Below are 13,679 nucleotides of genomic sequence, written 5' to 3'. Positions count from 1 at the left end.
AAATTACGCCTCGGCGGGCACTTCAGCCAGCGTCTCGCTCAATAGTTCGAATGAGCGGATGCGCTTGGCAAAGGGCTGAACATTGGTGGTGACGATGATTTCGTCGATGCCCAACGCCTGGTGAAGCCGCAGCAGCTGCTCCCGCACGGCTTCCTTCGTCCCTTTGGTGATGAACGGCTCCTGCTCCTCGATCGTGTACGGCTCACCTGCCTGACGTCCGAATTCTTCCGCCTGTTCCCTCGTTCCCAGCGTCAGCGTTCTGCCGCTGGCTAGATGAATCTTCACCAGCTTCAGCGATCCTGCCAGTTCGGCCGCTTCCTCTTCCGTATCGGCAACGATCACGGACAGAGCTACAAGAATCTGCGGGTCCTTGCCATGAGCGTAGTCAAACGTGCTCCGATATATCCGAATGGCCTCCAGCGCTGCGGATTCATCCCCGTTAATGAATAAGGAGAACACATAGGGCAGGCCGAGTCCGGCCGCAATCTCCGCACTGCCTGCGCTGGCACCCAGGACGTACAGCTCTGGAGCGATCTCAGGCAGCGGAGCAGCGCGTAGTCCGGCGAGCGGATGGTCTTCCTCCAGCGTGTTCAACACGTGCTGGCGAAGCTCCACGATTTTATCCGTTAACGACGCTTGCTCCTGTACGCCACGCTGCAGCGCCTGCGTACTGCGCGGCAAACCTCCGGGCGCGCGCCCGATGCCCAGATCCACGCGTCCTGGAGCAAGTGCGGCCAAGACGTTGAAATTTTCCGCCACCTTGTATGGACTGTAATGCTGGAGCATGACGCCGCCGGACCCCACGCGGATGCTATTCGTTTTGGCCAGCAGGTGGGAGATCAGTACCTCCGGCGAGGAACCCGCCACATGGTCTGAATCATGATGCTCGGATACCCAGAAGCGGCGGAAGCCGAGCTCCTCCGACTTTTGGGCAAGCAGCACGGTGTGGGCAAGTGCCTCCGCTGCCGTCTCTCCCGGATAAATTGGACTTTGGTCCAGCACGCTTATCGTAATCCCCATATTGAATGGCCTCCTAAATGCTATAGTTAAGCTCAGGCGTGATCCGCTTCAGGAACTGCTTGGTTCGTTCTTCCCGCGGATGATTGAACAGCTCCGACGGACTCCCCTGCTCAACGATCACGCCCTCATCCATAAACACCACGTGGTTTGCCACATCCCGCGCGAAGCCCATTTCATGGGTCACCACGATCATGGTGATCCCTTCCTTCGCGATTTTGCGAATGACCGCAAGCACTTCGCCCACAAGCTCAGGATCGAGCGCCGATGTCGGCTCATCGAACAGAATCACTTCGGGCTCCAGAGCCAGCGCCCGGGCAATGCCTACCCGCTGCTGCTGTCCGCCCGAGAGCTGGCTCGGGTAGGCATCGATCTTACCTGCCAGACCGACCTTTTCAAGCAGGGCGATGCTTTTCTCCCTTGCCTCGGCCTTCGGCATTTTTTTGACAACGACCAGACCTTCCATCACATTCTCGATCGCCGTCTTATGTTTGAACAGATTGTACTGCTGAAACACCATCGCCGATCTCTGACGGAGCTCATGAATCTCCTTCTTCGTGGCGCGCTTGCAATGGAGCCGTAATCGCCGATGATAATCTCGCCGCCATTCGGCTTCTCGAGATAATTGACGCAGCGCAGCAGCGTCGTTTTACCTGATCCGCTCGGCCCCAGGATCACCACGACCTCCCCTTTGTTCACTGTCAGATCAATCGATTTCAGCACCGTATTCTTACCATAGGACTTTGAAATATTAGTCAGCTGGATCATGCGACTCCCCCCGATTATAGAGATTGATGCGTTTCTCAATGATCGCCGTCAGTCTTTCAATGAGAAGCGTAAGGCCCCAGAAAATCGCGGCAGCCGCCAGGTAGGATTCAAAGAACTTCCAATTGGTCGATGCCACAATCTGTGCCTGTGCGTTAATGTCTACAACCGATACGGTAAAAGCCAAGGTCGAGCCGTGAAGCATTCCGATTACCGAATTGGACAGGTTCGGCAGGCTGACCGCCAAGGCTTGGGGGAATACGATCCTCCGCAGCGCTTGCCACGTTGTCATGCCAATCGAGTAGGCTGCCTCCAGCTGCCCCCGGTTTACGGCCAGCAGACCTGAGCGGATCACCTCCGACATATACGCACCTGCCGTAATCGAGAACGAAATAAAGGCAAACCAGATCATCGGAATAGAAGATGACTTAAAGCCCCATCCCATCTGCGCGGACAGGGCATCCACCAGCACCGGCAGGCCGAAATAGATCAGCAGCAGATGGGTCAGCATGGGCGTGCCCCGGATAAAGGTCACATAGGCGGTGGCGATCTGGCTGAGTACCGGCACTTTATAGATCCGGACAAACGCCGCGATCATCCCAATCAGAAATCCGGCCGTAACCGACACCGCGGTTATTAACAGTGTTGTCGGAATCGCAGACAGCAGGTTGACAAAAGCCGTCCAGATGAAAGATGGATCGATTTTCACAGCTCTGCTCCTCCTTTTTCAGGCCTCATGCGGGCGATGATGCCACGGTAGGATAATTTCTTTTGGATCCGGAACCTCTCTCGTACCGGCGACTCTGGAAGTTCATGGCGCATCAGGCGCAGCTCGGCACGCAGCAACAATTTCTCAAGCGTAAAGCTGATCACTAGATAGATGAAAGCCAGCGCCAGATATGCTTCGATAAAATGCTGGGTGATATTGCCGAGCGTCTGTGCTTTTCCCGTCATCTCCATAAGCCCGAGGGTAAACGCAAGCGAGGTATCCTTCAGCAAGGCAATGACCATATTCGAGAATACAGGAACCGCGATAGCGAGCGCTTGTGGGAGCACAATCCGAAGGAAGGCTTGATGCCCCTTCATCCCCATGCATACGCCGCCTCGACTTGACCTCTGTCCACCGCAGTAACCGAAGCCCTTATCATCTCCGACATAAAGGCCCCGGTATGAAGCCCGTAGGTCAGGATCACGAATACCATGACGGGTGCCCTGGACATATCAATATGAACCAGCTTCAACAGCTCCGGCAGACCGTAATAGAATAGGAACAGCTGAATCAGAATCGGCGTTCCCCTGAAGAACGAAATATACACCTTGGAGAATGCATTCAGCACCGGAACCTGGTATAGACGCGGAAGGGCAATCAGAAATCCGACGATAATTCCTACCAGCAGAGAGCCTGCCACAATGAGCATCGTGACGCCTAGCGTTGACAATAGCTTAGGAAGAAAGCTAAGCACATAAGAGAAATCGAACGGCGCACCCATGAATTCCCCTTCTCCCTTCTGGTATTTTTATCAGATCATGGAGTCGACGATGTGAAATCGTCACCCAGCCATTCTTTGCTCAGCTTGGCTAGCGTCCCATCTGATTTAAGCTCTCTAATCGCATCATCAACCGCGTCCGACAGCTTCTGGCTGTCCGGGTCATCCTTGCGGAATACGAACAGGATATCGGCCTCCGACAAGTGATCGCCCGTTGTTTTCAGCTTTCCTTGCGGATCGATCAGCGGCAGCGTAAAGTCCGCGCCAACGGTTGCATCCACCCGGCTTGTCGTAATCTGGCTCACGGTATCGTTCGCCGCACCGTTCTGATAGACAATGTTGATCGCATTGTTATTCTCCTTGTTGTAGTTCTCCAGAATCTGAGCTGCTGCGCTGGTCGCCCCGGTCAACACCTTCTTTCCTTTCAAGTCATCCAAGGATTGAATGGAATCATTGTCCTTAGCAACGATAATTTTGTTTCTCCAGTACGCGTAAGGCTCTTTATTAAATAAGTATTTTTCCGTTCTCTCCGGATTCTTCTCCATCTGGTGGGCTACAAAATCGATCTTATTGGTCTCCAGGCTCAGCAGCAAATTAGAAAATTCCTGGGTCTGCAGCTCAAACTCATACTCCGGCAAACGTTTATCGATCTCCCGCACCAGCTCAACGTCAAAGCCGGTCAGCTTTCCATTCTCGTCAATATAGCAGATTCTCGGGAAGGCCGTGCCTGTGCCGACAACGATCTTGGTTACTTTTCCTTCCGCTGCATTCACCGTGCTGTCCTTCTGTACTTCTCCGGTCTTCGTGTCTGCTCCGCATCCGGCGATCACCCCTGCCAATACGATGACAACGGCTGCTACGATTGATTTCCTCACGACCTCATCCCCCTTCGATCTTGTCCCAATCCCTAATTTAATAATTCCTATAGATTTAGTAAGAATTATGTTGTCACTAACTTTACCGCGATTTCGGGAACGCGTCTAATAGAGTTTTTCTATTCATCCATCCAATTCATCAATAGGACAATTCACGACCGAGCTCGAGCAGAGAATTCAAGAACTCATTATTCTGTCCGTTTAGGGAGATCAGATGGGTCTGTAAAGAAATACCCGCTGTCTCGGCAATATCCACTGGAATCAGACTTCCCGCCGCTACCTCCTGCTGAGCGCATAGACCCGGAAGAAAACAAATGCCCGCCCGACCCAGCACGAGCTTCTTCGCCGTCTCGGAATTATCCACCTGAAACACGATATTCGGGGGCTGCTCCAGACTCTCGAAGACCCGGTGAATCCGCAGCCAATCCAGGGAACCGCACTCGAAGAATACCAGCGTCTCATGCCTGATATCTCGGATGGAGGCACGCCCAACGGAAGCGAGCGGATGATCCTTATATACATACAGACGGATGGGATCTTCATAGAAGGAATAGGATTGAAACGCTGGATTCATCAGCTTGCGGACAAAGGCAAGATCAATTTCCTTGGACGAGAGCTTGCCGGCCAGCTCTTCCGTTGGGCCTGTCGTCAGTTTAAAATTAATTTTGGGGAAACGGCGGTTTAGCACCATAAGCAGATGGGGCATTAAGTAATTGGATACGGAAACCGTACTGCCAATCCTCAGCTCATTGGGCATAGACACTTTGGATTGAAGGTGATGCTTTCCTTTTTGGAACGTTTGGAGGATCTGCTGAGCGTAGGGCAAAAATTGTTTGCCTTTGTCGGTCAGATGAATCTGTTTGCCCAAGCGGTCGAACAGCCTGCAGTCGAGCTCCCTCTCCAGCGACTGGATACGGGCAGTCACTGTCGGCTGTGACAGAAACAAGACGTCTGCTGCCTTATTGAAGCTGCCATAGTGGTTAATGTAAACAAAGGCCTCGATATTTTCGATATTCAAGCTAGCACCTCCGGGAACATGATTATAACTCATTATTCCAATGAATATAGATGGTTTTTAAAACGCAAATCCCTTATAAATTATCCTTATCTTAGGCAGTTGGCAAATTATTGTCAATCCTAATATGCTTATAGATTTTTTTAATGTCAGAATAAATAATTTTGTTTTCCCATGTGTTTAATAGGTATTAGCTGTTATACTTATCTCACCTTATCAGGAAGTGACTATATCTTCTGGAGATACGATGATCGATAAAAGGAGTGGTAGCGAATGGATTCAGTACAAGAAGTGATCGTACGGGATGCACAGGAATGGGAAAGTGAGGCTGTTGCGGTTGTGATGCTGGAATCCTACCAGCAGTATGCCTTCGATTTACCAGAGGAACGATGGGTGGAATATCGGGATTCCATACGGAATTCCGCGTTTAGCAGTGCGCCATATGCTCGAATTGTTGCTGAACTCGGCGGGGAAATCGTGGGAAGCGTTCAACTCTTCCTCTCCTCGGAAGCTGCCTACGGGAAACCGGAAATGGGAATCAACTCACCCATTATCCGTCTTCTTGCCGTATCCCCAGGTACCCGTGGACGCGGAATTGCTACGCTCCTCATTCAAGAGGCTGCCCGCCGATGCCTTCAGCTCGGTGCATCCACACTTAATCTCCATACCTCTGACATGATGGCCTCTGCCGTGAAGCTTTATGAGAGACTTGGTTTTGAACGGGCTTATGATACGGATACGTTCAATGGAGACACCCTTGTCAAAGGATACCGGATCGAACTGCCCGGCTCCTTGCTGCTGCAAAGTGCTGTGTGAAATCATAGATGATCCACAAATAACCGGGCATTCCTCCACTCTTTATGGAGAAATGAGCCCGGTTTTTTTTATTTATGTAGATCCATTTTGAGCTGCAATTAAGATACAATGAACAATGGAGGGGGTTGTCATTGATGTGGTTAACATACAAATTGAACCGATCGATCTGGGCAGGTATCGTCGCCGGTATGATCCTCGGGCTGTTCCTGAAATTAATTGAGAATATCACCTCATTGAAGGTATACACGCTTCTCCTGAACATTGATTATATCCCTGTCCTAAATGAACTGAAACTCTCCGAATTCATCGATTTTGTGCTGCATCTCGTCATCTCCATTCTGCTAAGCATCGCTCTGGCCCTATTTCTGAAATGGAGGCGTTGGTCCCGTGGAAGGAGCCTGACTTGGGTCTGTCTAGTCTGTTTGGCCGTAGGACTCCTCCTCTATCCGACCACCGTTTTGTCTGAACGCACACCGGATTTATCCGACCTGACCGCCCTTCTATTCTGGCTATCCGGTCATCTGCTATACGGCATTGCTTTAGGCTGGATGCTGACGGGGATACGCAGAGTTTCTGGATAGACTACACGAAATCGCACTAAACGCAAAAAATGTTTATATATGCCTATGCTTATTCAGCAATGCTTACATAACAAAAAACAAAGCCGCTTCCACTAACGGAGCGGCTTTGCTTAACTTGACTAAAGTTCTAACGAAGACAACTTATTGTGCTGAATCCTGTTCCTCGTCCTCGGATGTCAGAGACTCGTCAGGCAACGCTACGCCATCCATGAAATCCTGGATGTGACCATTGTATTTCGTCAAAGTAGCGACCGACACCTCATGCTTCTTCGCAAGATCCGACTTGGTTGTCTGAATCTCCAGCAGAGATACCGTCATATATTCCAGGGCACTCGCATATCCGCCCGGCTTGCGATAATTCGGGTTAACCTCCTTGGAGAAGTTATTCCAAACCATCAGCATACTGAATACCTTGAAAAGCTCACTCTCTTCCTTCAGATCATGCTCACGGCAAATCTGCGGGAATAAGGATTCGGCAAGTTCCCGATGTTCATCGGCTCCCCATTCCATCCAAGTTAACTTATCGTTGATCATCTGCCGCAATTGATCAACCTCAAGCTGTGGCTTTAATGATGATGCTCCCATACCTGGGAACGGGATGACCTTACCGTTAATGGTGCGCTCATCCTTCTCAAGACAGCAACGCTTGTACTTTATTCCGCTGCCACAGTGGCAAAGATCATTCCTACCTAACTTTTTCATGTCCTAGCTCCTATATAAGTGATTTCTTCTATTATACATGAAATGAGTCAGTGTGACATTAGATCGCTTACATGCCTTAATTTGGCCATCGAAAAATGTTAGATTTTAGCGTCCTTTCGAATTTGGTGGCGATGATCTCGCAACAGCTTCCGCAGATTCGACTTCGAGCCTTGGATCGTAAAATGCGGAATGTCATACTGCTTCGCTATCTCGATACCTTCAATCGTCGATCGATGTGAGGTCGAGGTTAACAGCATAAACAAGGCGCTCGCTCGGCGCAAAGCGGCTTTCATTCTTTCCGGACTATCGCCCGTGTCATGAACAAGTGCAGCGCCTGTCTCCATGATGACTTCTTCGAACCATTTACGCTGTCCCCCAATAATGGCAATCGAGCATCCCTGCAGAAACGGTTCAGTTTCTGGCTTCTCTACCCCTCGGCTTAGCGAATGACGATCATCCGCGGACTTGGCAGGCTGCACTTCCTTCGCACTCTGTTTCTCATCGCGTGAGAAGCTCCGATATAGCCGGGATAACCGGGCGAAATCACTGTCTTCCGATAGGTTAAACGTGCATGGCATCCCATTCAGCGGTTTCTGGATCTCGACGTCTCTGCGATGCAGCGGATAGCGATGAGAGGCTGATTCATCTCTACGCAATACCACGTATGATGCTCGCCCAGCTCCACGTACCCATCAAGCTGCCGAATGGGGGAGACGGCATCATCTCCTTGAAACAACAGTTCAATATCATAATAGATCCCCCCTGACTGATGGGTCCGCGGCCGACACTGCACCTCTGCCTGATGCTGCAAATCATGCTTGTAGACCATCGATTCCGTAATATTGAACGTCTCCTGATTCTCAAGCTGGATATAGCCGCCATGCTCACGGCGGTAAAACGTACCGATATGGATAACTTCTTCGCCTGCTTGTTCCGCTATCTGATCCACAGCCTCGCTGACCGCACACACCTCAGCTCTAGGTGTATCTTCAATATTTCGAATCGTCTCGGCGATGGAAACTCCATTTAACACACTCTGCCCATCCGGTACAGTGATTGCCTTATGAGTATAAAGCTCCATCGTATCCAAAAGGTCCACCGTTGCTCGCAGTTGCCTACGCAGTGCCGTCCTGACTTCCGGACTCTCTTGTTCCTTCATGTTCAGTGCGATAGCTATCTGCTCAATCTCGGCATGAAGAAGCTCACTTAGCTTACGAAGCAAACGACCGGTATCGTGCAGAATTTCCTCCCTCTCCATCGCTTCGGCTCGCATACGATCGTAACTTGATCGCAGTTCTGCCAACTTCAGCTCATATTGCTCAGTTTCCTGTTCCTGCTGCTTCAGTTCCTGTCTCTTCAACTGTAGTTGTTCCGTTAACGATGTTTTCTCTGACATTACGCGTCGCAGTGCTTCGTGCCGCTCCCGCCGTTCTTGTTCGATCTGCTGCTGTATCGCTTGTCCTTCTGCCACCAAGGTCTCTGCATATTGCTGCAGCTCTTGCAATTGGCAACCCAGCTCACTTCCTTCGCTCTGCTTCTCCCGCAGCAATCTCTGGTACTGAGATACCTCATGCTCCATCTGTATACGGCGTTCTCGTTCAGTTGCCAGCATCTTCTCGACCGCTATTCGACGAGATTGTTCGTCCGTCACTTGAGCCGTTGCGGAAACAGATGAGCGAACTACAACTTTCATTAAATTGGCTCTGGCATCCATGACTTCGGTAGAATGTTCAAGCTTCATACACTTCTCCTCCACCTCGGGCTTAAGACCTTCCCATAACTCATTCTCGAACATTCTGGCTGGATGAAAATAAAACGCCCAGTAGAAATGCCATACTCCGTATTGCTTGATCAACGCCTGGTGTCGGCCCATAAAGCTTTCCAATGCCTCTTCCTCGTCACCGAGCAACGGCAGAATGCTCTGAATCAACGCCAAGTAGAGTCGTTGCCTGATATCCAGATCGTGAGTTGCCTGTTGAAGGTACTCACGCAGCGTCTTCATAAAGATCATCTCCGGCCATCTCTTCAGAGAACGCTTGGCAAAAGAAAACTGCAGCTCCCTTGCCATGCGCCGTTGACCAGCTTCATCCATCTCTTTCAGTAAAGCAACCACACGATCTCTGGGTGGAGAGAGCTCTTCACGACCAATCAAGTCCCTGAACCTTTGACTATTTTCATTCCATTTCATAGGCGGGTTCCATATATGGGTTATTGTCCTCAGAGTAATCCTCTCCCTTCCAAAATGTGAATTTATGGTAATATTCTCTATTTAATTCGAAATTCCTGTTGAGCATATGGAAAAACACAAAGAGTCCATTGATTCGACATATCTCGTAGTGATTCGCCCCTAGCAAATTGCCTCTACATAAGGAAAAAGCCTGCCCCGTAAACGGAACAGGCCACGTGCTTCAGCATCCCTATGCTACTCGTCCATTACCGGCGACTGCCTGCTTGAATACAGGCTCAAGCGCATCTGCCATCATCATGAAGCCGAAGTCGGTCGGGTGAATTCATATTAGGATCTAATTGGTGCAGTGCTGATTCTGTCGTATGTTTATCCAATATGACTTCGCCTCCAACCCTGGTTGCAGTCACTTATTAATTTACCGATCCCATGCGGTAACAATTTCTTCCTTGCGTTCTTTGAGCAGCTCTTCCTTATCGTCGCGGTAAAATAAGTTATATGTGTCAAACGGGATCATCCGTCCATCGGGATGGACGATATGGACACAGGACTTCTTGACAGAACGGACATCAAAATTGTGGGCATCCAGGAACTGCATGATAATGACGCGGAACACGTTATCGTATGTGATCTGCTCCGGCACAGCGGCCAGCGGCAGGCAGCAGAGCAGGCTCTTCAAGGATAGTGCCGATGACTCCGGCGAATGGCCGGTGGAGAGCAGTTCGAACATTTTGCCGCGGATGACGGGGTCCTGCTCGAAGACGATCGTATTGCTGTCCCCCTCAAGCAATATTTGCGGATCGATCATCCGGGTTAGCGGCAGCACATCTTCGCCAAGCTTCAATGCATATCCCATCGCCAGAGAATCCGGGTGGCAAGGTACCGGCAATATATCCTCATCCGCAAACACCCCGGACTGGTCGATGATCATTCGCCGCACCTCGCTGACCGTTAGACGGTCGGTTGCCGGGTTGTAGCCTTCAAGCCTTCCCGCCGCTTGAATCGGTTGAATGGTAACACCTCGCACCGCTTTTTGCCGCAGCCCATATTGAATGATGTCCCCGATCTCCCCATCGTTAAGCCCTTTCTTCAACGTGACCACGAGGGTGGTCGAGATGTTGAATTCATTCAAATGGTCGATCGCCTGCTGCCGAATCCGGCGCAGGTCGGCACCTCGGAGCTCCTTCAGAACATCCACTTCAAAGCTGTCGAATTGCAGATAAATCTCAAATCCCGGCATGTATTCCGATAGTCGCTTGGCAAACTCACGATCCTGGGCAATACGAATACCGTTCGTATTTACCATGATATGCTTGATCGGACGGCTCTTGCACATGTCCAATATATCGAAGAAATCCGGATGTGTTGTCGGCTCGCCGCCGCTAATCTGTACGATATCAGGCTCACCCTCGTTCTCAACGATCCGGTTCAACATGAACTCGATTTGCGCAAGCGAACGGTAAGATGTACGATGCGGAGAAGACTCAGCGAAACAGATCGGACACTGCAGATTACAATGGTCGGTGATCTCAAGCAGTGTCAGACAACTATGCTGCTCATGATCTGGGCACAACCCGCAATCATATGGACAACCATACCGAATCGGAGTATTCCAGACCAGCGGCATTTCGGATGGCTTTATGAATTTCCTCGTCTGGTGGTAGTAATCAACCTCGGTTGAGATTAGCACCTTCTCCGGACCGTGGACAAGGCATCTTTTCACCATATAGATTCTGTCGTCCTCTTCAATGATCTTCGCTTCAACCTTGCGGTAGCACGTCGTGCAAATACTGTTCGTCAGTTCATGATACAGATAAGGCCGGTTTGGCATATAATCGCTCCTTTGTCAGCTCGGTAGATCGGAATCCGGTACAGTACCAGAACGGCGAAGCTTGTCCTTGTCCTTGACAGCTATCAGCCAACCATAATAGATAAGGCCAGCGATGCAGGCCAGTTGGATATTGTTAAGGCCGAAATAAGGATGCGGCGTAGGCTTGATCCACTCCATCACGAGGCGGAATAGCAGGTAGCCCGCCATGAACCACTGAAACATCCTTCCGGAGACATAACCATCAAGGGATGACGGGAGGCCCCGCCCCCGGCTTTGCCGGTACAGTGGATACAACAATAAAGCCAGAACGGCAAGGAACACCATCTCGTACAATTGAGTCGGATGGCGCAAGATCCCATCCCCGAAATCGACTCCAGTGACCCATGTTGTCGGGGTCCCGTAGGTATGATCGTCCAGTCCGGTCAAGAAGCAGCCGACCCGGCCAAGCGCCATACCAAGTATAAGCGGATACACAAAGTCGTCACCGGTAGAATGCTTCCACCCGACCCAGCGCTTGGTCAGTTCTACCCCAATCAGACCGCCAAGCAGTCCACCAACGATCGTCTTGCCTCCCCACAACAAATTGAATTGACGAAGCTGCTCCCAAGTAGCGACAGGATCCTCAAGCCAAAACAATAACTTGGAACCGAGCGCTGCTCCTGCAATCGTCCCTGCCAGAATTTGCAGACTCATCAGCTTGGACATACTGCTAGGACGGCGCGTCCACAAGTAAACTCGGAAGCCTATAAAATAAGCCAAGGCTTCAAACAGCACATGTGGATGAATCCGCCATGAACCTACATACAGATAAACAGGAAACTCCATCGCTCCACTCCTTGAAGCCAATATGGAAAAGCGCAAGAGGGCTTCGCATCACGTCACATGGACATGAGCAGGGTCCCGCAGATCGCAAGAAACAACAGCAGCAGTCCCCCCGTAACGGCAAGGATCGATACAATAATGCTCCACCAAATACTTCTTGGTCTTTTGGCTCCGCTCAAGGCAGAATCAAACTCACCGCAGCGATATCGACAACGCCCTGTTTCCTGATTGGAGCATTCCTCGCATATCGGTTTGCCGCAGCGTGTGCACTGGGCAACGGAAGGTCTGCCTGGATGGTTCATACACTGATAAGCGGTTTCCATCCTCTCACCTCACTTGGCATATAATCCTTTTATTCCCTATTGTAACCGCTCCCGCGGAAATAGACTACCATCAACTTCTATAGAGAGCTATGATTGCCGCATTGGAATAATGACAGAAAAAAAAGCAAGCTCCCTTCCTCATGAAGGCTAAAGCTTGCTTGTTGGTCTAATCCGTGTTCATGACGTCATGGGTCACTCCCAGAATGCCAAGCGTCGTCACGACAGATCCTCCCATTTCGCCCACATTTCCTGCGGATTCAGCTCATACACCCCATCTTCACGGAACATGAAATGATGCATGATGAACTCCCTGCGAATGGTGGCAAAATCCTCGTGGAAGCCAATAATATATTCATTGATTTCTTTCTCGCTGTAGGTTCTCCCCCGTTCAAGCTCCGAGACCATATGCGTGAGGACGATGAGCTTCTTCTTCAGCTGTGCTGGAATGCTCTTCAGCTTGCCCTCGGAGGTGAAGAAATTCTTGATGACGGAACCCCTAACCTTCTGGTCTTCCTCCTGAAGACGCTCCAAGGAGCCTTCACTCGCTCTGACTCGCTGATAGATGAGCTTCTCTGTTGCCGTTGCACTGTTCTTAATGAAGTAATCATTAAGGGAGAAATAGATCGTGTTCTTATCCCTGCGTTCATTGATCAGACTCGCCTCTCGCAGCTTCGCTGCATGGTGCGTAATCGTCGCTGGCGTAACACCGATCTTCTCGGCCAGCACTTGTCCATTCAACTCCCCTTCGGCAAGCAAGATAAGAATCTTGATTCTTGTCGGGTCTGCCAGCGCCTTATGGTAACTGACCACTTTATCCAATTGCATAGTTTACCCCATCCTCTTCTATGATTTAACATTCATCTAATTTATGACTGATTAAATCAGATGTTATACTATCGTGATGAACAAGTAAACCTTTCAACTCCGAAACATGTCTTCGGGAAATATGCAGACTAATCCATTTTGAGGTAGACACACAAACAAGCCCGCTCCTTCCTGAATGAAGGAGCGGGCTTTCTTGTATTACGTTAGTCCTTATACTACCGCTGCGTCTACTCTAGCCGGATCGGCGTTCTGGCATCTCTTGCATACCTTAAGCGCCGTCCCATCGGATTTGTTGGCGACATACAGCAGCTTGATGCGTGTCGTGCTGCATACCGGGCAAGTGCCACGACCGCGTGATGGCGTGTTCCAGAGCGCGCGGCCCCGTTTGGTTTTGGCCATAATTCATATCCCCTTAAATTCAGAATCTCATTCATG

14 protein-coding genes and 2 pseudogenes are annotated in these 13,679 nt (G+C 50.4%); 2 read left to right on the top strand and 14 right to left on the bottom strand.

Going from position 1 to position 13,679, the window contains the following annotated elements; translation table 11 throughout:
• Window positions 1-3 precede the first annotated feature (3 nt).
• From JCM10914_RS25105 to JCM10914_RS25080, 6 genes and pseudogenes are all read right to left on the bottom strand, one after another.
• Complete coding sequence (locus JCM10914_RS25105; RefSeq protein ID WP_023966213.1) at window positions 4-1,020, bottom strand: LLM class flavin-dependent oxidoreductase; 1,017 nt, start codon at window positions 1,018-1,020, stop codon at window positions 4-6.
• A 13-nt stretch (window positions 1,021-1,033) separates the two neighbouring features.
• A pseudogene (locus JCM10914_RS25100) lies at window positions 1,034-1,785 on the bottom strand (amino acid ABC transporter ATP-binding protein).
• On the bottom strand, window positions 1,769-2,491 hold the full coding sequence (locus JCM10914_RS25095) for an amino acid ABC transporter permease (RefSeq protein WP_023966207.1): 723 nt from the start codon (window positions 2,489-2,491) through the stop codon (window positions 1,769-1,771). The pseudogene JCM10914_RS25100 and the gene JCM10914_RS25095 overlap by 17 nt, the downstream one beginning before the upstream one ends.
• A pseudogene (locus tag JCM10914_RS25090) lies at window positions 2,488-3,272 on the bottom strand (amino acid ABC transporter permease). Before JCM10914_RS25090 ends, JCM10914_RS25095 begins: the two are co-directional and overlap by 4 nt.
• Window positions 3,273-3,307: 35 nt before the next feature.
• Window positions 3,308-4,144: a transporter substrate-binding domain-containing protein gene (locus JCM10914_RS25085; RefSeq protein ID WP_023966201.1), complete on the bottom strand. Its 837-nt coding sequence runs from the start codon at window positions 4,142-4,144 to the stop codon at window positions 3,308-3,310.
• 139 nt (window positions 4,145-4,283) lie between these two features.
• Complete coding sequence (locus JCM10914_RS25080) at window positions 4,284-5,162, bottom strand: LysR family transcriptional regulator (RefSeq protein ID WP_023966199.1); 879 nt, start codon at window positions 5,160-5,162, stop codon at window positions 4,284-4,286.
• Between the two features lie 270 nt (window positions 5,163-5,432).
• On the opposite strand from JCM10914_RS25080, the gene JCM10914_RS25075 reads away from it, so the two are divergent.
• Entirely contained in the window at window positions 5,433-5,975 is a 543-nt protein-coding gene (locus JCM10914_RS25075; RefSeq protein ID WP_023966197.1) for a GNAT family N-acetyltransferase, read from the top strand.
• Between the two features lie 134 nt (window positions 5,976-6,109).
• Window positions 6,110-6,556, top strand: coding sequence for a hypothetical protein (locus JCM10914_RS25070; protein WP_023966195.1), 447 nt, complete (start codon window positions 6,110-6,112; stop codon window positions 6,554-6,556).
• A 141-nt stretch (window positions 6,557-6,697) separates the two neighbouring features.
• On the opposite strand, the gene JCM10914_RS25065 is transcribed toward JCM10914_RS25070, so the two are convergent.
• The 8 genes from JCM10914_RS25065 to JCM10914_RS25025 form a co-directional block, all read right to left on the bottom strand.
• Window positions 6,698-7,258: a YecA family protein gene (locus tag JCM10914_RS25065; protein ID WP_023966194.1), complete on the bottom strand. Its 561-nt coding sequence runs from the start codon at window positions 7,256-7,258 to the stop codon at window positions 6,698-6,700.
• Between the two features lie 98 nt (window positions 7,259-7,356).
• Window positions 7,357-7,920: a DUF2325 domain-containing protein gene (locus JCM10914_RS25060; RefSeq protein ID WP_148300258.1), complete on the bottom strand. Its 564-nt coding sequence runs from the start codon at window positions 7,918-7,920 to the stop codon at window positions 7,357-7,359.
• Complete coding sequence (locus tag JCM10914_RS25055) at window positions 7,842-9,446, bottom strand: hypothetical protein (protein ID WP_148300257.1); 1,605 nt, start codon at window positions 9,444-9,446, stop codon at window positions 7,842-7,844. The genes JCM10914_RS25060 and JCM10914_RS25055 overlap by 79 nt, the downstream gene beginning before the upstream one ends.
• 415 nt (window positions 9,447-9,861) lie before the next feature.
• Window positions 9,862-11,274, bottom strand: a complete 1,413-nt coding sequence (locus JCM10914_RS25045) for a radical SAM protein (protein WP_023966188.1) — start codon at window positions 11,272-11,274, stop codon at window positions 9,862-9,864.
• Window positions 11,275-11,289: 15 nt separating this feature from the next.
• On the bottom strand, window positions 11,290-12,099 hold the full coding sequence (locus JCM10914_RS25040; RefSeq protein WP_023966186.1) for a prolipoprotein diacylglyceryl transferase: 810 nt from the start codon (window positions 12,097-12,099) through the stop codon (window positions 11,290-11,292).
• A gap of 53 nt (window positions 12,100-12,152) precedes the next feature.
• A complete protein-coding gene (locus tag JCM10914_RS25035) occupies window positions 12,153-12,419 on the bottom strand; it encodes a B-box zinc finger protein (protein WP_023966184.1) in 267 nt (88 codons plus the stop codon).
• A gap of 216 nt (window positions 12,420-12,635) precedes the next feature.
• Window positions 12,636-13,244 carry a metalloregulator ArsR/SmtB family transcription factor gene (locus JCM10914_RS25030; protein ID WP_023966182.1) on the bottom strand — a complete coding sequence of 203 codons (609 nt, stop codon included), beginning with the start codon at window positions 13,242-13,244 and terminating at the stop codon, window positions 12,636-12,638.
• Window positions 13,245-13,454: 210 nt separating this feature from the next.
• Window positions 13,455-13,643 carry a hypothetical protein gene (locus JCM10914_RS25025; RefSeq protein ID WP_036720048.1) on the bottom strand — a complete coding sequence of 63 codons (189 nt, stop codon included), beginning with the start codon at window positions 13,641-13,643 and terminating at the stop codon, window positions 13,455-13,457.
• Window positions 13,644-13,679 lie beyond the last annotated feature (36 nt).

The organism is Paenibacillus sp. JCM 10914 (assembly GCF_001315105.1).
In the GTDB taxonomy this organism is placed as follows: domain Bacteria; phylum Bacillota; class Bacilli; order Paenibacillales; family Paenibacillaceae; genus Paenibacillus_AQ.
Note: the sequence above shows the minus strand (reverse complement) of the source record. Positions and strands in the feature narration are given on the sequence as shown.